The organism is Streptomyces sp. NPDC002092, assembly GCF_053593775.1.
The window spans coordinates 235,248-257,384 of sequence record NZ_JBSFDG010000007.1; the positions used below are offsets into that span (position 1 = coordinate 235,248).

At 68.7% G+C, this 22,137-nt stretch carries 19 protein-coding genes and 2 pseudogenes; 18 read left to right on the forward strand and 3 right to left on the reverse strand.

From position 1 onward, the window contains the following. The first annotated feature begins 177 nt into the window (after positions 1 to 177). From ACWCRD_RS18300 to ACWCRD_RS18310, 3 genes and pseudogenes are all read left to right on the forward strand, one after another. The gene (locus ACWCRD_RS18300; RefSeq protein WP_450966831.1) at positions 178 to 2,067 is read left to right on the forward strand and encodes a propionyl-CoA synthetase; all 1,890 of its coding nucleotides are present in this window, start codon (positions 178 to 180) and stop codon (positions 2,065 to 2,067) included. 36 nt (positions 2,068 to 2,103) lie between these two features. After that, positions 2,104 to 2,232: pseudogene (locus tag ACWCRD_RS18305) on the forward strand (transposase); the annotation flags it as partial. Positions 2,233 to 2,436: 204 nt separating this feature from the next. Continuing rightward, positions 2,437 to 2,859 (forward strand): hypothetical protein, encoded by a 423-nt coding sequence (locus ACWCRD_RS18310; protein WP_450966832.1) that lies wholly within the window; start codon positions 2,437 to 2,439, stop codon positions 2,857 to 2,859. Positions 2,860 to 2,932: 73 nt separating this feature from the next. Here the strand turns inward: ACWCRD_RS18310 and ACWCRD_RS18315 are convergent, their stop codons facing one another. Further along, on the reverse strand, positions 2,933 to 3,361 hold the full coding sequence (locus ACWCRD_RS18315) for an ester cyclase (RefSeq protein ID WP_450966833.1): 429 nt from the start codon (positions 3,359 to 3,361) through the stop codon (positions 2,933 to 2,935). A 370-nt stretch (positions 3,362 to 3,731) separates the two neighbouring features. On the opposite strand from ACWCRD_RS18315, the gene ACWCRD_RS18320 reads away from it, so the two are divergent. Continuing rightward, a complete protein-coding gene (locus tag ACWCRD_RS18320) occupies positions 3,732 to 4,004 on the forward strand; it encodes a hypothetical protein (RefSeq protein WP_450966834.1) in 273 nt (90 codons plus the stop codon). Between the two features lie 650 nt (positions 4,005 to 4,654). Then, positions 4,655 to 5,722 (forward strand): alkene reductase, encoded by a 1,068-nt coding sequence (locus tag ACWCRD_RS18325; protein WP_450966835.1) that lies wholly within the window; start codon positions 4,655 to 4,657, stop codon positions 5,720 to 5,722. A gap of 202 nt (positions 5,723 to 5,924) precedes the next feature. Here the strand turns inward: ACWCRD_RS18325 and ACWCRD_RS18330 are convergent. Further along, positions 5,925 to 6,428 (reverse strand): annotated as a pseudogene (locus tag ACWCRD_RS18330) (PaaI family thioesterase). 92 nt (positions 6,429 to 6,520) lie between these two features. Between ACWCRD_RS18330 and ACWCRD_RS18335 the strand changes: the two are divergent. Beyond that, positions 6,521 to 6,988: a winged helix-turn-helix transcriptional regulator gene (locus ACWCRD_RS18335; protein WP_450966836.1), complete on the forward strand. Its 468-nt coding sequence runs from the start codon at positions 6,521 to 6,523 to the stop codon at positions 6,986 to 6,988. Positions 6,989 to 7,090: 102 nt separating this feature from the next. Next, positions 7,091 to 7,663, forward strand: coding sequence for a TetR/AcrR family transcriptional regulator (locus tag ACWCRD_RS18340; RefSeq protein WP_109005513.1), 573 nt, complete (start codon positions 7,091 to 7,093; stop codon positions 7,661 to 7,663). 273 nt (positions 7,664 to 7,936) lie between these two features. On the opposite strand, the gene ACWCRD_RS18345 is transcribed toward ACWCRD_RS18340, so the two are convergent. Then, a complete protein-coding gene (locus ACWCRD_RS18345) occupies positions 7,937 to 8,539 on the reverse strand; it encodes a TetR/AcrR family transcriptional regulator (protein WP_217236372.1) in 603 nt (200 codons plus the stop codon). 429 nt (positions 8,540 to 8,968) lie between these two features. Here ACWCRD_RS18345 and ACWCRD_RS18350 point away from each other — a divergent pair, with 429 nt between their 5' ends. From ACWCRD_RS18350 to ACWCRD_RS18400, 11 genes are all read left to right on the forward strand, one after another. Continuing rightward, the gene (locus tag ACWCRD_RS18350) at positions 8,969 to 9,841 is read left to right on the forward strand and encodes an alpha/beta fold hydrolase (RefSeq protein WP_450966837.1); all 873 of its coding nucleotides are present in this window, start codon (positions 8,969 to 8,971) and stop codon (positions 9,839 to 9,841) included. Positions 9,842 to 10,797: 956 nt separating this feature from the next. Beyond that, positions 10,798 to 11,802 (forward strand): substrate-binding domain-containing protein, encoded by a 1,005-nt coding sequence (locus ACWCRD_RS18355; protein ID WP_450966838.1) that lies wholly within the window; start codon positions 10,798 to 10,800, stop codon positions 11,800 to 11,802. A gap of 5 nt (positions 11,803 to 11,807) precedes the next feature. Further along, on the forward strand, positions 11,808 to 12,878 hold the full coding sequence (locus ACWCRD_RS18360) for an ABC transporter permease (protein WP_389158618.1): 1,071 nt from the start codon (positions 11,808 to 11,810) through the stop codon (positions 12,876 to 12,878). 5 nt (positions 12,879 to 12,883) lie between these two features. Next, positions 12,884 to 13,795 carry an ATP-binding cassette domain-containing protein gene (locus tag ACWCRD_RS18365; RefSeq protein ID WP_450966839.1) on the forward strand — a complete coding sequence of 304 codons (912 nt, stop codon included), beginning with the start codon at positions 12,884 to 12,886 and terminating at the stop codon, positions 13,793 to 13,795. Between the two features lie 116 nt (positions 13,796 to 13,911). Continuing rightward, the gene (gene iolC, locus ACWCRD_RS18370) at positions 13,912 to 14,889 is read left to right on the forward strand and encodes a 5-dehydro-2-deoxygluconokinase (protein WP_450966840.1); all 978 of its coding nucleotides are present in this window, start codon (positions 13,912 to 13,914) and stop codon (positions 14,887 to 14,889) included. Between the two features lie 4 nt (positions 14,890 to 14,893). Continuing rightward, complete coding sequence (locus tag ACWCRD_RS18375; RefSeq protein WP_450966841.1) at positions 14,894 to 15,766, forward strand: Cgl0159 family (beta/alpha)8-fold protein; 873 nt, start codon at positions 14,894 to 14,896, stop codon at positions 15,764 to 15,766. Further along, positions 15,763 to 16,635 carry a 5-deoxy-glucuronate isomerase gene (gene iolB, locus ACWCRD_RS18380; protein ID WP_450966842.1) on the forward strand — a complete coding sequence of 291 codons (873 nt, stop codon included), beginning with the start codon at positions 15,763 to 15,765 and terminating at the stop codon, positions 16,633 to 16,635. Before ACWCRD_RS18375 ends, iolB begins: the two co-directional genes overlap by 4 nt. Continuing rightward, positions 16,635 to 18,518 (forward strand): 3D-(3,5/4)-trihydroxycyclohexane-1,2-dione acylhydrolase (decyclizing), encoded by a 1,884-nt coding sequence (iolD, locus tag ACWCRD_RS18385; RefSeq protein ID WP_450966843.1) that lies wholly within the window; start codon positions 16,635 to 16,637, stop codon positions 18,516 to 18,518. Before iolB ends, iolD begins: the two co-directional genes overlap by 1 nt. Positions 18,519 to 18,547: 29 nt before the next feature. Then, a complete protein-coding gene (locus ACWCRD_RS18390) occupies positions 18,548 to 20,050 on the forward strand; it encodes a CoA-acylating methylmalonate-semialdehyde dehydrogenase (protein WP_450966844.1) in 1,503 nt (500 codons plus the stop codon). A gap of 30 nt (positions 20,051 to 20,080) precedes the next feature. After that, entirely contained in the window at positions 20,081 to 21,064 is a 984-nt protein-coding gene (locus tag ACWCRD_RS18395) for a TIM barrel protein (protein ID WP_450966845.1), read from the forward strand. A 225-nt stretch (positions 21,065 to 21,289) separates the two neighbouring features. Further along, positions 21,290 to 22,072: a TIM barrel protein gene (locus tag ACWCRD_RS18400; protein ID WP_351476447.1), complete on the forward strand. Its 783-nt coding sequence runs from the start codon at positions 21,290 to 21,292 to the stop codon at positions 22,070 to 22,072. The last annotated feature ends 65 nt before the right edge of the window (positions 22,073 to 22,137 follow it).

A 22,137-nucleotide genomic window follows, 5' to 3' on the forward strand; every position in this document is an offset into this window, starting at 1 on the left:
CACACTGGGCGGAGCGGCCCTTCGGCCGGACCGCCGCACCACCGCGATGCCGGTGACCGGTTCCCGCCGGTCGCCGGCATCCTGCCAGACCATGTCGGCCGGCATGCGGTGCCTGTGTCCGACACAGTTCCCCACCCAGCCACATCACCGTCCCTTGATGCCACAAAGGAGTGCGCGATGGGAACATACGAAGATGTCTTCCGCGCCAGTACCGAGGACCCGGAGAGCTTCTGGCTGAAGGCGGCGGAGGGCATCGACTGGGATGTCGCTCCGCGACGCGCTCTGGACTCCTCGGGCGCACCCTTCTACCGCTGGTTTCCCGACGGACGGCTCAACGTCTGCTTCAACGCGCTCGACCGGCACATCGAAGCCGGCCGGGGCGAGCAACCCGCGCTCGTCCACGACTCCCCCGTGACGGGCACCCGGCGCACCTACACCTACGAACAGCTGAGGGACGAGGTGGCGGCCTTCGCCGGAGCACTCGCACAGCTCGGCGTGGGACATGGCGACCGCGTGGTCATCTACATGCCGATGGTCCCCGAGGCCGTTGTCGCGATGCTGGCCTGCGCACGCATCGGCGCGGTCCACTCGGTCGTCTTCGGCGGGTTCGCCCCTCGTGAACTCGCCCTCCGCATCGACGACGCCGCCCCCAAGGTGGTCGTCTCCGCCTCCTGCGGCATCGAGGGCAAGCGGGTCATCGCGTACAAGCCCCTGCTCGACGAGGCGATCGAGCTCGCGGGCCACAAGCCGGAGAAGAGCGTGATCCTGCAACGCCCACAGGAGACGGCCGAGTTGGGGCCTCACGATCTCGACTGGGCCGACCTGGTGACTACCGCGCCACCGGCCGACTGTGTTCCCGTCCCCGCAACCGACCCCCTCTACATCCTCTACACCTCCGGAACCACCGGAAAGCCCAAGGGAGTCGTGCGTGACTGCGGCGGCTACGCGGTCGCCCTCCACTGGTCGATGGGGGCCGTGTACGACGTGGGCCCGGGCGAGACCATGTTCACCGGCTCCGATGTCGGCTGGGTCGTCGGGCACTCGTACATCGTCTACGCGCCCTTGCTGGTCGGCGCGACCACGGTGCTGTACGAGGGCAAGCCGGTCGGCACCCCGGACGCGGGCCAGTTCTGGCGGGTGGCCGCCGAGTACGGCGTCAAGACCATGTTCACGGCGCCTACCGCCTTCCGGGCGATCAGGAAGGAGGACCCGAAGGGGGCGCTCACCGCCGGCTACGACCTCTCCCACCTGCGCTATCTCTTCCTGGCCGGTGAACGCCTCGACCCCGAGACCTATCACTGGGCGAGCGACCTGCTGGGCGTCCCGGTGATCGACCACTGGTGGCAGACCGAGACCGGCTGGCCCATCGTCGCCAACCCTGTGGGCATCGAAGCCGCTCCCCTCAAGCCCGGCTCCCCGACCCGCCCGCTGCCGGGCTGGGACGTCCGCGTCCTCGACGCTTCGGGCAAGCCGGTGCCCGCGGGCGTCGACGGCGCGATCGTCGTGAGGCTTCCCCTGCCGCCCGGCGCGCTCCCCACGCTCTGGAAAGATGACGACCGCTACGTCGCCTCCTACCTCTCCGCCTACGACGGCTACTACCTCACCGGCGACAGCGGCCACCTCGACGACGACGGCTACGTCTTCGTCATGGGCCGCACCGACGACGTCATCAACGTCGCCGGACACCGGCTGTCCACCGGCAGCATGGAAGAGGCCCTGGCCGCCCACCCCGACGTCGCCGAATGCGCCGTCATAGGCGTCGCCGACGAACTCAAGGGACAGATCCCGCGCGGCTTCGTCGTCCTGAAAGCCGGCAGCGACCGCGAACCGGGCGAGGTCGAGGCCGAACTCGTCCAGCTCGTACGCGAGCGCATCGGCGCCGTCGCCTCCCTCAAGGACGTCACGGTCGTGGCCGCCCTGCCCAAGACCCGCTCGGGAAAGATCCTCCGCAAGACGATGCGCGGCATCGCCGACGGCCACGACGAACCCATCCCCTCCACCGTGGACGACCCCGGTGTCATCGAGACCCTGCGCCCTGTTCTCCGCCGCGCCGGTCACACCCCGTGATCGGTCGCGTGGAAGGCCGCACACCGTTCGGTCAGCGGCCACCAGGGACGGTACGAGATGCGGGAGATCGTCAACTCACTCCTCTACCAGAGCCGCACCGGCCGCCAGTGGGATCTGCTTCCGCACGGCCTGCCGCCGGGCGGCGCGGTGATGTACCGACTTCGCCAAGTGGCGCGACGACGGCACCGACCGGACCATCCACGACCTGCTGCGCCGGCAGGTGCGGGAGAAGGCACGACGGAAAGCGGACCCGAGCCTGGTGGTGCTCGACACCCAGAGCATGCATGCGGCGGCCGGGTGCCCGCGGAGTCGACGGGGTGTGATGCGGCAAAAAAAGTACCGGGCCGCAAGCGCGGCCTGGCGCAGCACATGACCGGCGGGGAGCTGACCCTCGGGGCGGTGCTGGCCCGGCTGGAGGAGCGGGAACGGGAGATCGCCGCGCAGGCCGAGACGACGGGAGAGCAGATCGAGCAGCTGACCGCACGGCTGGACGAGCTCGGCAGGGCCGCTGAGGAGATCCGGATCACCCGCAAGACACTGCTGGAGCTGCCCGATCCGCAGCCACCCGCGCCGCCGGCGCCGAAGCTGCCCGACCATCCGGCCTACCGGCAGATCCTGGCAGTATTCACCGCGGCCGACGCTCCGCTGCGGGCGCGGCAGGTGTGCGAGGCGATGGACATGGAGATCGCGTCCAACACCATCAACAACACCCGCCTGAAGCTCAAGCGGCTGACCGAGCGCGGAATCCTGGTCGAGACCGGGCAGGGTTTGTTCACCCAGCCGCGGCCGTAGCCGCCCGGCGGCTGCGGCCGGCCCGCCTGCCCCTCCCGAAAGGGGGAAGCAGGCATCAACTCACGTACCCCTCTCAGGACTGCAACTGGGCGAAGAGCGTCGCCAGGTCGATGAGGCCCCAGTGGTCGGTGAGCTTTCCGTCGGCCACCTTGAACATGCGGACCTCCAGCACCTTGATCGATCGGCCGGTGGCGGGAGTGCCGTTGAAGGACCCGGTGTTCGTGCCGGTGAGGATGAAGCTGATCGCGAACCAGTCGTCCTCGGCGATGACACGGACCGGTGTGGCGGCGAAGTCGGGGACCGCGTCGAGGAACGACGCAAGCACCGCGCGGGCCTCCTCGAGGCCGGTGGTGGTGCCATCGGCGGCGTGGTTGCGGAAGTCCGGCGCGTACAGGGCGAACAGGGCGTCGAGGTCGCGCAGGTTGACGCGCCTGACGTACTCATCGGCAAGCCGGTGCAAGTCGGCGGCGGACGTTCGGGGCTCGGCGTTCGAGGAAGACATGTGCTTCTCCAATGTGGATGGACGGAGCGGCTCCGCCCCGGTGACGGACAGGGGAATCGGATCGAACAGGCGGGTTGGACGAGCAGGGTCTGGCACGTTTCCGACGTGCGCGAGTGCGACCGCCCCTTCCGAGCCCGGGACCCGCCGGTCACGAGCGTCATCACGGGGAGGGCGAGGGCGACCACTCATTACCTTACGATCGTAATACTATCGGAGCGACCGAGAGGTCGCAAGCAAGTTCCGAGGTGAGTGGGATCGTGTGGCGGCCTACCGGTCGAGCACGGGGGCACGCCGTCAGCCGTGAACGTCACGGCGGAGAACGGGGCGCAGCGTGTGCGGCAGAAAGCGCCCCGTCGGTAATGACGAACACTTGACGATCAACCGGAAGACCAGCACTGCTCTCGCTGACCGTCTCCCGGCCCAGACCGCCGCGCCCGACCTGCCCGAGCACCCGAACTACCCCCGCATCCTCGCCGTCTTCAACGAGGTCACCGGCCCCCTCCGGGCCCGTGATGCATGCGAAGCCCTCGACCACGAACCGCTGCCGAAGAACATCGATGGCACCCGCGCCAAGCTGAAACGCCTCGTCAGGCTCGACGTCCTCACCGAGGCCGACGCCGGCAGCTTCACCAGAAAGCAGTAGCCGACCGAGCCCCCGCGACCAGCAGCCCTGCCCCAACCTCACCTGCAAACGGACAACACCTCACGAACCGCCCTCTGCGAGCTGGAGGAACTGGTCTTCACCCCCCGAACTCGCGGTCAGTGAACTCGTGGTCAGCGAACTGGTGACGACCGCCATCCGCTACGGCAAGAGCCCTGTCAAACTGCGGATGATCCTTCAGTCCGCCCTGACGAGCGAATCTCCGACGCCAGCAGCACCGCCCCGCACCTGCGCCGCGCCCAGGTCTCGACGACGGCGGCCGCGGCCTGCTCCTCGTCGCCCACCCCACCGAATACTGGAGCACACGGCACACCCGCAAGGACAAGGTCATCCAGGCGGAGCAGGCGGTTCCAGCTTCCGTTGCGGAACTCCCACCGCTCTGGCGTGAGGTCCTTGCGCGAGCTGCGCCGCGCGGCTTCGCACCCCCTGCCGGGACCCACTTGCCACAGCCCACCCGGACCGCTTAGTATTACGTTCGTAATTTGATAGGCCACTGCCGACTGCGACTCGACCGGCGGGCGCAGGGCGGGTGCGTCTTCGGACCCGGAGGCAGAAGAGCCAGGTGTCCACGTCCACGCGGTGTCCGCCCCCGCCCTTTTCGGCACCACCACACACCACCTGAGGAATGACCCATGCTCAACGCCCTGTGGAACCCGACCGTCGTCGGAGAGATCGCCCTGCCGCACCGGCTGGCCATGGCCCCCCTGACCCGCAGCAGGGCCACCCCGGACGGCGTGCCGACCGAGCTGAACGCCGAGTACTACGCCCAGCGCGCCTCGCACGCGCTCATCATCACCGAGGGCACCCAGCCCTCCGCCGACGGCCAGGGCTACCCGGTGACCCCGGGCATCTACACCGAGGATCACATCGCCGGCTGGCGCAAGGTCACCGACGCCGTACACAAGGCCGGCGGACGCATCGTCATCCAGCTGATGCACACCGGGCGCATCTCCCACCCGGACAACACCCCCCACGGCCGCCTGCCGGTGGCACCCTCCGCGATCAAGCCGGGCGGCCAGACGTTCACCCCGTCCGGGCTCCAGGAGATGCCGGAGCCGCGCGAACTGTCCACCGAGGAGGTCGCCGCGACGGTCGACGACTTCCGGCGCGCCGCCGCGGCCGCCATCGCGGCCGGCGCCGACGGCGTCGAGATCCACGGGGCCAACGGCTACCTGGTCAACCAGTTCCTCTTCCCCAGCACCAACCAGCGCACCGACCAGTACGGAGGCTCCCTCGACAACCGCATCCGTTTCGCGGTGGAGGTCGCCACGACCGTTGCCGACGAGATCGGCGCCGGCCGCACCGGCATCCGGATCTCTCCCGGCAACCCCTTCAAGCTCAACGACCTCGCGGAGAGCGACCCGCACGAGCTCTACCCGCACCTCCTGCGCGGCCTCGCCCCCCTCAACCTCGCCTACCTGCACATCGGCCACGGCGGCGACGAGGAACTCCTCGCCACCCTCCGCAAGTTGTGGCCGACCACGCTGATCCTCAACCGGGCCGGTGCCGACATCGCCACCCGCGCCAAGGACATCGAAGACGGTCTGGCCGACGTCGTCACCGTCGGCACCATGGCCCTCGCCAATCCCGACCTCGTCGAGCGCGTACGCTCCGGCGCGCCCCTGAACACCCCCGACCCCGCCACCTTCTACGGCGGCGGCGCGGCCGGCTACACCGACTACCCCACCCACGCCGCCTGACGAAGAGCAGCCCGGCGCCCGAGGGAACCACCACCTTCGGGCGCCTCGACACAGCTGCGGCGCACGGAGGCCGGCGGCCCGAGGAGTTACGGGCCGCGACCGACGTGCGCCGCAGCGGTTTCACCTCACACCCCGGCGCTCTGCGCCGCGATCGAGGGAGTGCGACGTCACGGCCCGGACCGATACCGGTCGCCGCCGAGGCTCACCCCTGCGAGGGTGGTGGCACCGGGAAGAGCATGCAGCTGCTGGTGGCATGGGCGAGCAGACGGTCCGTGCCGTCGACCAACTGCGCCTGGGCCAGGGCGGTTTGACGGCCCTTGCTGACCACCGTGCCGATGGCGCGTACCGTGCCCGTGTCCACGGTGATCCGTCGCAGGAACTTCACCGTGAGGTCGAGCGAGGTGTACGCAACGCCCTGCGGAAGGGTCTACTGGACTGCGCAACCAGCCGCCGAGTCGAGCAGGGTGGCGTGGATGCCGCCGTGCACGCCGGCGATCGGGTTGTAGTGCTCCTCACCCGGCGTCAGGGAGAAGACCGCCCTGCCGGGCTCCACCTCGCTCAGAGTGAAGTCGATGGAGTAATTGATGGGCGGCGCCGGCAGTCGCCCCGCCTGCAACTCACGCAGGAAGTCGATGCCGGCCATGCGTCCGGCTGCTTCCGCCAGGATCGCGGGATCTTCCCATTGATACGTACGCGTTCGTCCCACGACCGGGCACTTTCCATCTGACTTTTGAAAACGAAGCTAGTTTCCCGCTCGCCTGACAGTCGATGCCGAAGCCAGACCCTTACGCTGGCGGGATGGAGTGGCTTGAGGCGAGCACGGAGAACTGCCCCGTCCAGCGCACGCTCGACGTGGTCGGAGAGAAATGGACGTTGCTGATCCTGCGTGGCGCCGTCAACGGAGGCCGCCGCTTCGACGACTTCCACCGCCACATCGGCCTGTCTGAAGCCGTCCTCGGCGACTGCCTCCGGAAGCTGATCGCGGCCGGCATCCTGAAGACCGTCCCCTACCAGGAGCGGGGCAGCCGCTCCCGCAACGAGTACCGCCTGACCCGCAAGGGCTGGGATCTGTGGCCTGTCCTGATGGCGCTGAGCCAGTGGGGCGAGGCGTACGCCCTCGGCCCCGAGGGGCCCGTACTGGACATCCGTCACACCGACTGCGACGCCCCGGTCCGCGTCGTCGTCGAGTGTTCCGCGGAGCACTCCACCCTCAGCCCCGCGGAAGTCACCGCCCGACTCGGACCCGGTGCCCGCATCCGGTCGTGAGCACGCCGGTCATGGGGTCGCCGGTCATGATATTACGTGCGTCAGGCCATGGATTACCCTTGAGTGCGAAGCATGGCCTTACGGAGCGAACGGAGAAAGCTCGTGGTGCGCTACGCCAAGGAGCACAAGCAGGTGACGCGGCGACGCATCATCGAAAAGGCCGGCCACCGGTTCAAGCAGGACGGCATCGACGGCTCGGGTATCTCCACGCTGATGGCGGACGCGGGGCTCACCAACGGAGCCTTCTACGCCCACTTCGCGTCCAAGGACGACCTCGTCGCCCATGTCGTGGCCGAAGAACTGCACACGCAGGTCGCGAGTTACAGCACCCTGCGGCCCGGCCGCCCGGGACTCGAGGACCTCATCCGCGAGTACCTGTCTCCCGAGCACCGGGACCACCCCGGCCTCGGATGCCCCTCCGCCGCCCTTCTCGACGAGATCGGCCGCTGCGAGGACGGGACCAGGCAGGCCTACAGCGATGGCGCGCGGGCCATCCTGGAGGAGATCTCCGCCCGCCTGACACCCGAGGACCCGCGGTCCGCTCAGGCCAAGGCCATCGGGCTGTTCACCATGCTGGTGGGGACGATGCAGCTGTCCCGCGCCCTGTCCGACCAGAAGCGCGCCGATGAGGTCCTTGAGCTGGGGATCGAGAACGCTCTCGCGTTCATGGGGTGAGGCGGAAGGCGAGGTCGCGTCAGTGAACGGGCGCCTCGAGCCGCTCGCCCAAAGGGCGCCACGCCCCTGAGGCACCACCCTCGGCCCAGACTACGACCGCACCGCACGCCTTTTGCCGCTCGAGGAACTCGAGAACGGTCTCCACGAACTGCCCGTGGAACTGGAAGATGCCGCCATGGCCGGCGTCGGGGTAGAGGACCAACTCGCCGTTCGGCACTCGCGCGCCAGGTCGACCGAGTTCCGGGTCGGAACCATCCAAGGGGTGCGGGTGTGTCACATCGCGGGGCTGGAGTGCCCGTGCTCCACGCCCAGCAGGGCGAGGGCGTTGTGGATGCCCTGTTCGAGCAGTTCGTCGGCAAGCTGCCGGTCGGTGAGGGCTCGGGAGAGCTGGAGCGTCCCGGCCATCATGGCGTAGGCGCCGAGCGCCTTGGTGCGGACCGAGAGGGGATCGTCGGGTGCCAGGCGGGCGGCGATGCCGTCGATGACCATCAGTACGCCGTCGGTGTAAGCCTGCTTGGTCGGGTCTGTGCAGCGCCGGATTTCGTCGAGCAGGGCGGCGGAGGGGCAGCCGTCGTCGGAGCTGTCGCGATGCTGGGCGGACAGGTACCGGCGCACGATCTGCTCAAGTCCTGCGCGCCCGGGTGCCGCCTGCGCGACGATCCTCGCGTTCTGCGCCTGCAATTGGTCGGAGACCGCGGTGGCCACGAGGTCGTCTTTCGACGTGAAATGGGTGTAGAAGGCGCCGTTGGTCAGCCCCGCGTCCGTCATGAGGGTTGAGATGCCCGAGCCGTCGATGCCGTCCCGTTTGAACCGGCGACCGGCCGCCTCGATGATCCGCTGCCGGGTCGCCTGCTTGTGCTCTTTCCCGTAGCGCACCGCGCGCTCCTTTGCTCGTCGGAGAGGCTGCTTGCTCTTGGCGGGCACTCCTTTCATTTTACATTTCGATCGTACTTCAATGGATTCGAGGCTCCGACGGCCGCCCGTTCGGCGGCGAGGTGCCGTACCAGGTGGAGCAGCACCCCCTCACTCGGGGGCGTTCATTTGCGCACCATGGAGTGCGGTCGACTGCGGGGGCCCGCTTGCCATCCATCGTCTTCATGCACAGTATTATGAGTGTAATCCAATGTCCCTCGGTTGGCGCCGCCTCAGCGCTCGGCGAGGCGGATGCCGGGTGTGATCAGAACGAGCCGGATGACATGGGTCGGTACCCACCACTGTGTGACCTGGTCGACAGTGTCGGTGCAGTGCATCGGGCGCCGCCGAAGAGAACTCCGTCCTTGAAACTCGCTACAGAAGGACCTGGACATGAACACACCGCGGAATTCACCGTCCTCCTCGCCCTCGTCGTCGTACCAGAACGCGCCGACCCGCTCCGTGTCCGTCCGCGGCGAGGACTTCGCCTACCGGGAACTCGGCCCTGAGGACGGCGTACCGCTGATCCTCCTGATTCACCTGGCCGGGGTCCTGGACAACTGGGACCCGCGCGTCGTCGACGGAGTCGCCGCACGACGCCGGGTCATCGCCTTCGACAACCGCGGGGTGGGCGGATCGAGCGGCTCCACGCCGGACACGATCGAGGCGATGGCCCGCGACGCGGTGCTGTTCATCCGAGCCCTCGGGTTCGACCAGGTCGATCTGCTCGGCCTGTCGATGGGCGGCTTCATCGCACAGGTCATCGCGGAACAAGAACCTCACCTCATCCGCAAGGTCATCCTGGCGGGCACAGGCCCCGCCGGTGGCCCCGGCATCGACAAGGTCCCGGCGCTCACCCTCCAGGCCACGCTCAAGGGCGCCCTGACCCGCCAGGATCCCAAGCTCTCCCTCTTCTTCACCGAAACCGAGGGCGGTCGGCGGGCGGGACGGGCCTTGCTGGAACGGCTGAAGGAGCGCACGCACCACCGCGACAAGGACATCTCATTGCCGGCGTTCCGAGCCCAGCTGAAGGCCATCAGACAATGGGGCCGTCAGGCGCCGTCGGACCTGTCGGAGATTCGCCAACCGGTGCTCGTGGCAAACGGCGAGAACGACCGCATGGTGCCCAGCCACAACACACTCGACCTGGCCGCCCGCCTGCCCAGGAGTGAACTCGTGCCCCTCTACCCGGATGCCGGACACGGGGGGATCTTCCAGTACCACGATGAATTCGTGGCAAGGGCACTCGAGTTCCTTGGGTCCTGAGCCCGAGCCAAGCCGCGCCGCCCGCACCTTCACGCTCGCACAACGCCCTCGGAAACGTCAGCTCGGCCGTCACCGTTCGCCGGCCCTGGCCGTGGAAGGCGGCCCCCCTGCTCGGCCGTGCCTGAGTGCGGCCCTGTACGTCATCGGTCGGCCCGCGCGACGAAAGGGCGTCCAAGCAAACAGTCGCGCACGCGGAGCTGGCCTCCGGGCTTCTTCCTCTCACCCACAAAGAGGAACACCTGTGCCCTACGACGCGTCGCTGTCCCCCACGTACGGCTTGTCGGAGCCGGAGCCATGGGCGTCATAACCGGATACCACCTGCATTAGCCTCGCCGACGTGACGTTCCTGGTACGGCCGGCACGCATGGAGAAGCTGTCGCTGCCCCAGACGCTCTACTCCTAGGACGGCGCGACCGTGAATCACTCCGCTGGCTACCGGGTGATTTCGGATGTCTCAGAAGTCGCCGACCAGACCTGTGAGTACGGCATCGTCACCCTCGACGGCGCCTCCTCGTACTCCGTTGAGGGCACCACACTGCTGAACCACTTTGGCGACGCCGTCCGTGGAAGCTCCGCCACCGTTGTCATCGGAGGCATCGTGGTGCCGAGAGATCGGCCGGCAGGTCGACCCCGTTGGGCATCGGTACCCGTAGCTCTCGCTGGACCACGACATCCCGAGATCACGTCGGCGGCCAGGCAGTCCATGTTGTCGATACGTCCTGACAAACCTCTTGACACCGCCGACAGGGCATTCGATAGTACGGGCATCTAGAACGTACTAGTAGCACGTTCTAGAGGCTGCCGAGCCGCACACACCCGATGGCTGCCGCAGACGACACGTTCCGCCGCACACGGCGTTCTCATCAACCGCTCGCCCGCGTCACTCGGCCGGGCGCGGCCCTCCCGAGACCGGAACCCCATTCCCACCCTGATCAGCACAGCGAGGTGCAAGGGACATGCACAGACACCACAGAGCCGCCGCACTGGCCGCCACCGTTCTCACCGGCGCTCTTCTCGCCACCGGCTGCTCCAGCAGCTCAGGCGGCAAGAAGTCCGAGGAGACCGCGAACGGCGCGTCGGCGGGCAAGGCCACCACGCCCCGCATGACCGTCGCGCTGGTCACCCACCAGGCCCCCGGCGACACCTTCTGGGACACCGTCCGCAAGGGCGCCGAGGCCGCCGCGGCCAAGGACAACATCAAGCTCATCTACTCCGCCGACCCCAACGCGGGCAACCAGGCCAACCTGGTGCAGAACGCGATCGACCAGAAGGTCGACGGCATTGCCGTCACGCTGGCCAAGCCGGACGCCATGAAGTCCGTCCTGGCCAAGGCGGAGCAGGCCGGCATACCCGTGACCGGCCTCAACGCCGGCCTGAGCCAGTGGAAGAGTCTGGGCCTCCTGGAGTACTTCGGCCAGGACGAGACCGTGGCGGGCGAGGCGTTCGGCAAGAAGCTCAGTGACATCGGCGCCAAGCACGCCGTCTGCGTCGTCCAGGAACAGGGCAACATCGCCCTGACCCAGCGCTGCGACGGCGTGAAGAAGACCTTCTCCGGCAAGACCGACGTCCTCTACGTCAACGGAACCGACATGCCGTCGGTGAAGTCGACGATCACCGCCAAGCTCTCGGCAGACAAGTCCATCGACGAGGTGGTCACGCTTGCCGCGCCGATCGCGCTGACCGCCACGCAGTCGGTCTCGGACGCCGGCAGCAAGGCGAAGGTCGCCACCTTCGACCTCAACAAGGACCTCATCAAGGCCATCCAGAACAACTCCATCCAGTTCGCCGTCGACCAGCAGCCCTACCTCCAGGGCTACCTGGCCGTCGACGCGCTGTGGCTCTACAAGAACAACGGCAACTACAGCGGCGGCGGTGAACAGCCCGTGCTGACCGGCCCTGCCTTCGTCGACAAGTCCAACGTCGACAAGGTCGCCGCCTTCGCCGCAAAGGGAACCCGGTGACGAGCATGACCCAGCATGCCGAGCCGGCGGTGACCTCACCGCCGGCCCCCGGCCCCAAGGACACCGACGGGCGCAGCGCCGAACGGTCCATGATCGTAAGGCTGTTGGCCCGCCCCGACGTGGGCGTCTTCCTCGGTGCCGTGGCCGTCTACGTGTTCTTCCTGATCGCGGCGCCGCCGGTGCGCGACGCCAGCTCGATGGCGAACATCCTCTACCAGTCCTCCACCCTGGGCATCGTGACCGTCCCGGTGGCACTGCTGATGATCGGCGGCGAGTTCGACCTGTCGGCCGGCGTCGGGGTGATCACCTCGGCGCTGACCGCGAGCATGACCGCCTACCAGCTGAGCATGAACGTCTGGGTCGGCGTCATCGCCGCCCTGATCGTGTCGCTGGCGATCGGCTTCTTCAACGGCTGGATGGTCGTCAAGACCGGACTGCCGAGCTTCCTGGTCACCCTGGGCAGCTTTCTGATCCTGCAAGGGGTCAACCTCGCGGTGACCAAGCTGGTCACCGGCAACGTCGCCACCGACGACATCAGCACCATGGACGGCTTCGACCAGGCCAAGAAGGTCTTCGCCTCCAGCTTCGACATCGGCGGCGTCCAGGTGAAGATCACCGTCTTCTGGTGGCTGCTGTTCGCGGCGATCGCCACCTGGGTGCTGCTGCGCACCAAGTACGGCAACTGGATCTTCGCGGTCGGCGGCAACAAGGAGTCGGCCCGCGCGGTCGGCGTTCCGGTCGCCTTCACGAAGATCTCGCTGTTCATGCTGGTCGGCGTCGGCGCCTGGTTCGTCGGCATGCACCAACTGTTCTCGTTCAACACCGTGCAGTCCGGCGAGGGCGTCGGCATCGAGCTGATCTACATCTCCGGCGCGGTGATCGGCGGCTGCCTGCTGACCGGCGGCTCCGGCTCGGCGATCGGCCCGGTCTTCGGCGCGTTCATGTTCGGCATGGTGCAGCAGGGCATCGTCTACGCCGGCTGGAATCCCGACTGGTTCAAGGCCTTCCTCGGCGTCATGCTCCTTGGCGCCGTCCTGATCAATCTGTGGGTCCAGCGCACAGCGACCCGGAGGTGACCCGAATGACAACCAACGAAACCGGCACCCACGGCGCTGTCCTCGCGGACAGGGCCCCCGAGAAGGACTCCCCGGTCGTCGAACTGCGCAACGCGGGCAAGGCGTACGGCAACATCCGTGCCCTGCACGGGGTGAGCCTGACGGTGCATCCCGGCCAGGTGACCTGTGTGCTCGGCGACAACGGCGCCGGCAAGTCCACTCTCATCAAGATCATCTCCGGACTGCACCAGCACACCGAGGGCGAGTTCCTCGTCGACGGCGAACCGGTGCGCTTCTCCACCCCGCGCGAGGCGTTGGACAAGGGCATCGCGACCGTCTACCAGGACCTCGCCGTGGTCCCGCTGATGCCGGTGTGGCGCAACTTCTTCCTGGGCTCCGAGATGACCAAGGGCCCCTGGCCGATCCGCCGCCTGGACATCGAGGCGATGAAGAAGACCGCCGACGAGGAACTGCGCAACATGGGCATCATCCTCGACGACCTTGAGCAGCCCATCGGCACCCTGTCCGGCGGCCAGCGCCAGTGTGTCGCGATCGCCCGTGCCGTCTACTTCGGCGCCCGCGTCCTCATCCTGGACGAGCCCACCGCCGCGCTCGGCGTCAAGCAGTCCGGTGTCGTCCTCAAGTACGTGGCCGCCGCCCGCGACCGCGGACTCGGGGTCATCTTCATCACCCACAACCCGCACCACGCCTACATGGTCGGCGACCACTTCAGCGTGCTGCGCCTGGGCACGATGGAACTCTCCGCCGAGCGCAGCCACATCACGCTCGAGGAGCTGACCAACCACATGGCGGGCGGAGCCGAACTCGCCGCGCTCAAGCACGAGTTGTCCCAGGTCCGCGGCGTCGACGTCGAGGAACTCCCCGAAGAGGCCGACCTCACCGCACCCGTGGCAGTCACCAAGGAAGCCGCCTCCTGACAACCGTGGCGGCCGGCCCCGCCCACACGTCTCCGCCACCGACGGGCGCAACCGGCTGAGACGCCAAGTCCACCTCTCCACCCCCGGAGTCTCCGGAGCGAAGGGAAATCAGTGTCATGCCGTTCGAAGTGCTGACCATTGGCCGCGTGGGAGTGGATGCCTATCCACTTCAGACCGGCGTGGGGCTGGCGGAGGTCACCTCGTTCGGCAAGTATCTCGGGGGTAGCCCGACCAATGTGGCGGTGGCCGCGTCCCGGTACGGGCACTCCTCGGCTGTGATCACAAAGACGGGCAGGGACCCGTTCGGGGACTTCGTCCGGCAGGCACTGGAGAGCTACGGCGTCGACAGCCGGTTCGTCGGTACGTCGGACATCGCACCGACGCCGGTGACCTTCTGCGAGATCTTCCCACCGGATGACTTCCCGCTGTACTTCTACCGGCTCCCGAAGGCCCCCGACCTGGACATCACCGCTGGTGAGCTGGACCTGGGGGCAGTACGGGACGCGGCGGTCCTCTGGGTGACAGGTACCGGGCTCAGCGAGGAACCGAGCCGCTCGGCCACGTTGGCCGCCCTCGCTCACCGGGCCAAGGCGGGGACGACGGTCTTCGACCTGGACTGGCGGCCGATGTTCTGGGCCGACCCGAACCAGGCGCGCGGGTTCTACGCGCAGGCCCTGCGGCACACGACGGTTGCTGTGGGCAACCTTGACGAGTGCGAGGTGGCCACCGGTGAGCGTGAGCCGTATGCGGCGGCGAAGGCGCTACTGGCCGCCGGAGTGGAGCTGGCCATAGTCAAGCAGGGCCCCAAGGGGGTCCTGGCCATGGACCGGGACGGTGCTACCGCCGAGATCCCGCCGGTTCCGGTGGAGGTCGTCAACGGGCTCGGCGCCGGAGACGCCTTCGGCGGCGCGCTGTGCCACGGCCTGCTGTCGGGCTGGGACACCCGCCGCACCGTGATCTTCGCCAACGCCGCCGGCGCCATTGTCGCGAGCCGACTTTCCTGCTCCGACGCGATGCCGACCGAGGCCGAGGTCGACGCCAAGCTCGGCGAGGCGGCCGGAACATCCACCAACGACTCCCAGCAAGAGGTGTGACGACGTGCTGTCCGAGAATGTGAGCCGGATCGTGAACGCCCGGGTGGGCGACCCCGGCGCCGTCGCGGCCGCCGCTGCGCGCCGGGTGAAGGCTCCCTCCCTGCTCGGCGAGCACGGCAAGGCGATGATCATCGCCGCCGACCACCCTGCCCGCGGCGCCAACGGCGTCGGCGGGGACCCGAATGCGATGGCGGACCGGCTCGAACTGCTGGAGCGCCTGTGCATCGCGCTGGAACGGCCCGGCGTGACCGGTGTCCTGGGAACCGCGGACATCCTCGAGGACCTGCTGCTGCTCGGCGTGCTGGACGGTAAGAGCGTCTTCGGCTCCATGAACCGGGCGGGCCTGGCCGGGTCGGTGTTCGAGATCGATGACCGGTTCACCGGCTACGACGCCGCCACGATCGCCGCGATGGGCTTCGACGGCGGCAAGATGCTCACCCGCATCGCGCTGGGCGACCCCGCCACACCGGCCGCCCTGGAGAACAGTGCCCGAGCGATCGACGAGCTCAATGACCGTCAGCTCATCGCGATGGTCGAGCCGTTCCTGTCCGCCTGGCAGGACGGGAAGATCCGCAACGATCTGTCCACCGATGCCGTCGTCAAGTCCGTCACCATCGCCTCAGGGCTCGGCCGGCGTACCGCCTACACCTGGCTCAAGCTTCCGGTGGTGGAGGACATGGGACGGGTGCTGGCCTCTTCCACCCTCCCGGCGCTGCTGCTGGGCGGCGAGGTCAAGGACGCGGACGCGGCCTTCGCCTCATGGGGCAAGGCGCTCAAGCAGCCGACCGCGCAGGGGCTCGTCGTGGGCCGGTCTCTGCTCTACCCCTCGAACGGTGACGTCGCCGGTGCGGTGGACAAGGCGGTGAGCCTGCTGTGAGCAAGTACCACCTGCCGTCGGGGACTTCTTCCGATGGCCCCTATGACCTCCTGGTCACGCCGGAGTCGGCGGGCTGGGGATACTCCGGCCTGAGGATCCTGACCCTCAAGCCGGGCGAGGCACACGCCGTGTCCACCGGCGACTCCGAGTTCCTGGTCCTGCCGCTGACGGGCTCCTGCACCGTCACCACGGACGGCAGCGTCTTCGAACTCACCGGTCGGACAGGCGTGTTCGCCTCGGTCACCGACTTCGCCTACCTCCCCCGCGAGTCGGAGGCCCTGATCAGCAGTGCGGCCGGCGGCCGGTTCGCACTGCCCAGCGCCCGTACCGGGCGGAGCTCACTCTCCGCCCGGTACGGGTCCAAGGAGAACGTGCCCGTGGAGCTGCGCGGTGCCGGGGCCTGCTCAAGGCAGGTGAACGACTACTGCCTGCCGGGTACCTTCGAGGCCGAGCAGCTGCTGGTCTGCGAGGTCCTCACACCCGGCGGCAACTGGTCGTCGTATCCGCCGCACAAGCACGACCAGGCCCGGCCCAGCCAGGAGTCGGAGCTGGAGGAGATCTATTACTTCGAGGTCTCCGGCGGCGAGAGCGGCTTCGGCTATCAGCGGGTGTACGGGACCAACGAGCGGCCGATCGACGTGCTGGCCGAGGTGCGTTCCGGGGACGCGGTGCTGATCCCGCACGGCTGGCACGGTCCGTCCGTCGCCGCGCCCGGCTACGACCTCTACTACCTCAACGTCATGGCCGGTCCCGGCCCAGACCGTGCCTGGCTGATCTGCGACGACCCCGCCCATGGCTGGGTGCGTTCGACCTGGGACGCCCAGGACATCGATGACCGGCTGCCGTTCGCGGCCGAGGAGAACCACTGATGAACACGATCAGACTGACCACGGCTCAGGCCCTGGTGCGTTTCCTGGCGAACCAGTACAGCGAGCGCGACGGCCAGGAGCAGCGCCTCATCCCCGGGGTGTGGGGCATCTTCGGGCACGGCAACGTGGCCGGCATCGGCCAGGCGCTGCTGCAGGCGGCCACGACCGGCGAGGCCGACCTGCCCTACTACCTCGCCCGCAACGAGCAGGGCATGGTCCACGCCTCGGTGGCCTACGCCAAGATGCGCGACCGACTGGCCACCTTCGCCTGCACCGCCTCCACCGGGCCGGGTTCGACGAACATGATCACCGGCGCGGCGCTGGCCACCACGAACCGGCTGCCGGTCCTGCTGCTGCCCTCTGACATGTTCGCCACCCGCGCCGCCGACCCGGTGCTGCAGCAGCTGGAGGACACCCGCGGCGGGGACGTCACCGTCAACGACGCCTTCCGCGCCGTATCGAAGTACTTCGACCGCATCTCGCGGCCCGAGCAGCTCATCCCGGCCGCCCTTGCGGCCATGCGGGTGCTGACCGACCCGGTCGAGACAGGTGCCGTCACCCTCGCGTTGCCGCAGGACGTGCAGGCCGAGGCGTACGACTGGCCGGTGTCGTTCTTCCGGCGGCGGGTGTGGCACGTGGGCCGCCCGGTGCCGGAGGCGGCCGCCGTCGAGCGGGCCGCCCGTCTGCTGCGCAATGCCCGAAAGCCGCTGATCGTGGCGGGCGGCGGTGCCGTGTACTCCGGTGCGGAGACCGTGCTGCGCGCGTTCGCCGAAGCCACCGGGATCCCGGTCGCCGACACCCACGCCGGCAAGGGCGCCGTCCCCTGGGACCACCCGTACGCGGTCGGCGGCATCGGCTCCACCGGCTCGTATGCCGCCAACGAACTCGCCCGCGAGGCGGACGTGGTGCTCGGCATCGGCACCCGCTACTCCGACTTCACCACCGCCAGCCACACCGTCTTCGGCAATCCGGACGTCACCTTCGTCAACCTCAACGTGGCCCGCCTGGACGCCGTCAAGCACTCGGCGGAGCCGTTGGTCGCCGACGCCCGGCTCGGCATCCAGGCCCTCGCCGGAGCGCTGGACGGCTGGGAGGTCGAGGAGACCTACCGCCGTCACATCCGCCGGCTGATCGCCCGGACGCGGCAGATCGAGGACGAGTGCTTTGCTCCCGAGCGGAACACCGGTGATCTGCCCGCCCAGACGCAGATCCTCGGCGCCCTGAACGAGGTCCTCGGCGACCGTGACGTGGTCATCAACGCTGCCGGCTCCATGCCCGGCGACCTGCAGCAGCTGTGGCGCGCCAGAGACCCGAAGGCTTACCACGTCGAATACGCCTATTCCTGCATGGGATATGAGGTCGCCGCCGGTGCCGGTGCCAAGATGGCCGACCCGACCCGCGAGGTCGTCGTGCTGGTCGGCGACGGCTCGTACCTGATGATGGCCCAGGAGATCGTCACCATGGTCTCCGAGGGACTGAAGGTCATCATCGTGCTTGTCCAGAACCACGGCTTCGCGTCGATCGGTTCGCTGTCGGAGTCACTCGGCAGCCAGCGCTTCGGCACCAAGTACCGCTTCCGCGACGGTGATTCGGGCCTACTGGATGGCGACGTCCTCCCGGTCGACCTCGCCGCCAACGCCTCCTCCCTCGGCGCGGACGTCCTGCACGCCACGTCGGTGGAGGAGTTCCGGGCGGCGATGGAGAAGGCCAAGGCCGCCACCCGCACGACCGTCGTCCACGTCGAGACCGACCTCTACGGCCCCAACCCGCCTGGCCACGGCTGGTGGGACGTCCCCGTCAGCCAGACCTCCGCCCTCGACACCACGCGCTCCGCTTACGAGACGTACGCCGCTCAGAAGCAGAACCAGCGCCACTACCTGTAAGTCCCGTCCCCGCAAAGGAAACCCGCACCGTGACCACCATCCAGCACTGGATCAACGGCGCTCCCGTCCAGGGCACCGCCACAGCCACCCAGCCGGTCTTCAATCCGGCCACCGGCGCCGAGCAGGCCCAGGTCGTCCTCGGCGGCGCGGCCGACGTGGACGCGGCCGTCCAGGCTGCCTCTGCCGCCTTCGAGACCTGGTCGGAATCGTCGCTCACCCAGCGCACGCAGGTGATGTTCGCCTTCCGCCAGCTGCTCCTCGAGCACGAGGAGGAGCTGGGCAGGATCATCTCCGCCGAGCACGGCAAGACCGTCGACGACGCCCGCGGCGAGATCACCCGGGGCCGCGAGGTCGTCGAGTTCGCCTGCGGCCTCGGCGACATCCTCAAGGGCTCCTTCTCCGACCAGGTCTCGCGTGGCGTGGATGTGCACAACTTCCGCCAGCCCCTCGGCGTCGTCGCCGGCATCACCCCGTTCAACTTCCCCGCGATGGTGCCGCTGTGGATGCACCCCATGGCCATCGCCACCGGCAACACCTTCATCCTGAAGCCGAGTGAGCGCGACCCGTCGGCCGCGAACTTCGTCGCCGAGCTGTACAAGAAGGCCGGACTGCCCGACGGTGTCTTCAACGTGGTGCACGGTGGCAAGGACGCGGTCGACGCGATCCTCACCCACCCCGGCATCGAGGCCGTCTCCTTCGTCGGGTCGACTCCGATCGCCAAGTACGTGCACGAACAGGCCACCGCGCACGGCAAGCGCGTCCAGGCCCTCGGCGGCGCCAAGAACCACGCCGTCGTCCTGCCTGACGCCGACCTCGAATTCGCCGCCAACCACATCACCGCCGGCGCCTACGGCTCCGCCGGCGAGCGCTGCATGGCCGTCTCCGTCGCCGTCGCCGTCGGCGACGCCGCCGACGGACTCGTGCAGGTGCTGGAGCGCAAGGCCCGTGAGGTGAAGGTCGGCCCCGGTGACCAGCCCGGCACCGAGATGGGGCCGCTGGTCACCAAGGCCGCCCAGGAGCGCGTCGAGAGCGCGGTCGGCGTCGCCGCCACCCAGGGCGCCACCGTCGTCGTCGACGGCCGCGGTCTCAAGCTCGACGACCCCGCCTACGCCGAGGGCTTCTTCACCGGCCCCTCCCTCCTGGACCACGTCACCACCGAGATGGCAGCGTACAAGGAGGAACTCTTCGGCCCGGTGCTGGCGATCCTCCGAGTCGAGACCCTGGACGAGGCCATCGACCTCATCAACGCCAACCCCTACGGCAACGGCACCGCCCTGTTCACCGCCTCCGGCGAAGCAGCCCGCCGCTTCCAGCGCCACATCAAGGTCGGCATGATCGGCATCAACGTACCGGTGCCCGTCCCGATGTCCTACTACTCCTTCGGCGGCTGGAAGGACTCCCTCATCGGCGACTCCCCCATCCACGGCCCCGAAGGCATCCGCTTCTACACCCGCCCCAAGGTCGTCACCACTCGCTGGCCCCAGCCCGAGCAGCAGGTCAGCGCGGGCTTCAACTTCCCCACCTCCAACTGAGTTTCCGTGCCGCACTCCGAAGGACACACCATGGCAACGGCGCCACCTCCCTTCCGCACCACTGCGGGCAACCTCTGCCTGGGCTCGGCCCCCGACTCGTGGGGCGTCTGGTTCCCCGAGGACGAGCACCAGGTGCCGTACACCCGCTTCCTCGACGAACTTGCCCAGGCCGGCTACGAGTGGCTGGAGCTCGGCCCCTACGGCTACCTCCCCACCGACCCCCAGCGCCTCAAGGACGAACTCGACGCCCGCGGCCTGCAGGTCTCCGGCGGCACCGTCTTCGGTGCGCTGCACCGCCCCGAGGCCTGGGACGACATGCTCGCCCACCTCCGGCAGATCGCCGGCCTGACCGCCGCCGCCGGCGCCCACCACCTCGTCTTCATCCCGCCCATGTACCGGGACGAGAAGACGGGCGCGTTCACCGAGTCGCCCGAGCTGACCGCCGAACAGTGGGCGGGCTTCGGCAGGGCCGCCGACCGGCTCGGCAAGCTGCTGCTCGACGAGTACGACGTACGCCTCGTCATCCATCCGCACGCCGACAGCCACATCCAGACCCAGCCCGAGATCGAACGGCTGCTGAACGAGTCCGACCCCCGCTACACCAACCTCTGCCTGGACACCGGCCACGTCGCCTACGGCGGCGGCGACAACCTCGACCTCATCCGCCGCTTCGGCGAACGCGTCGGCTACGTCCACATCAAGCAGATGGACCCCGCCGTCCTGGCCCAGGTCGCCGCCGAAAACCTCTCCTTCGGCGAGGCCGTCAAGCGCGGGGTGTGCGTCTCCCCGCCCGCCGGCGTGCCCAACCCCGCCGACATCGTCACCGCACTCGCCACCCTCGACGCCGAGCTGTTCGTCATCGTCGAGCAGGACCTCTACCCCTGCGCACCCGAGGTGCCGCTGCCCATCGCCGTCAGCACGCGCGAGCACCTGGCCGGCTGCGGCCTGACCGGCACCCGACGCCCGAGGCTGACGCTCCCTGCCGACGAGCGGCCGAGCAGAGCCCCCGAGTAACCAAGCCACCAGCTCGCGCGGTGGCCGGCCCATGGGGACCCCCGGCGCAGTTGACGCGCCGTGGCGGGCTTCTACGCGGTGCTGACGGCTTCCGCGCGAGATTGCTGGAACGTTACAGGCTTCATGGCCACCGGACACTTGACAGCGGCTCATGGTGGCTGGCGTACTGGTCAGAGTATATAGAACGTTCTAGTTCCCGGTCATCCGGAGATGAGGAGAACCACGATGTACGCACTGGCGGTCTGTGCGGAGATGGTCTTCCGCGACCTTCCGATCGAGGAGCGGGCACGGCGTATCCACGAGGCCGGTTTCCAGGTCGAGATCTGGGACTGGACGAACCACGATCTCGATGCCCTCGCCCGCTCGTCCGCCGAGATCGTCTCGATGACGGGGTACGTGAGCGGCAGCCTCACCGAGGACGACGGCGCCGCCGAACTGCTGCGCACGGCCGAGGAGTCACTCAAGGCGGCCGAGCACCTGGGCTGCACTCGCCTGAACCTCCACGGAACCGGTCTGGACAGCCAGGGGCTGCCCGTGGTGCCGGTACCCGGGGAGCCCACCGGCGCGATGTGGATGGCGGCGCACCGCACACTCACCCGGATCGCCGAGCTCGGCGAGAACGCCGGGGTCATTTTCACCCTGGAGAATCTCAACACCGCCGTCGATCACCCCGGGGTGCCCTTCGCGAAGGCTGCCGACACCCTGGCGCTGGTTGCCGCCGTGAACCGGCCCGGTCTGCGCATGAACCTGGACCTGTACCACGCCCAGATCGGCGAGGGAAATCTGATCGAGCTGGTGCGCCGCGCCCACGGCGCGGGACTCATCGGTGAGATCCAGGTGGCGGACGTGCCGGGCCGCTGCGAACCCGGCACGGGAGAGATCAACTACCCGGCCGTCGCCCGCACCCTCGCAGACATCGGCTACGACGGCACCGTCGCCATGGAGGCATGGGCATCCAGCGACAGCGAGGCCGCTCTGGAACGCTTCCGGGCCGCCTTCACCGTCTGACAGGAGCGACCGCGGGACATCTGCCCCGCCCTCGCGTCCGCGCACCACGGCAGCCGCCACCACCG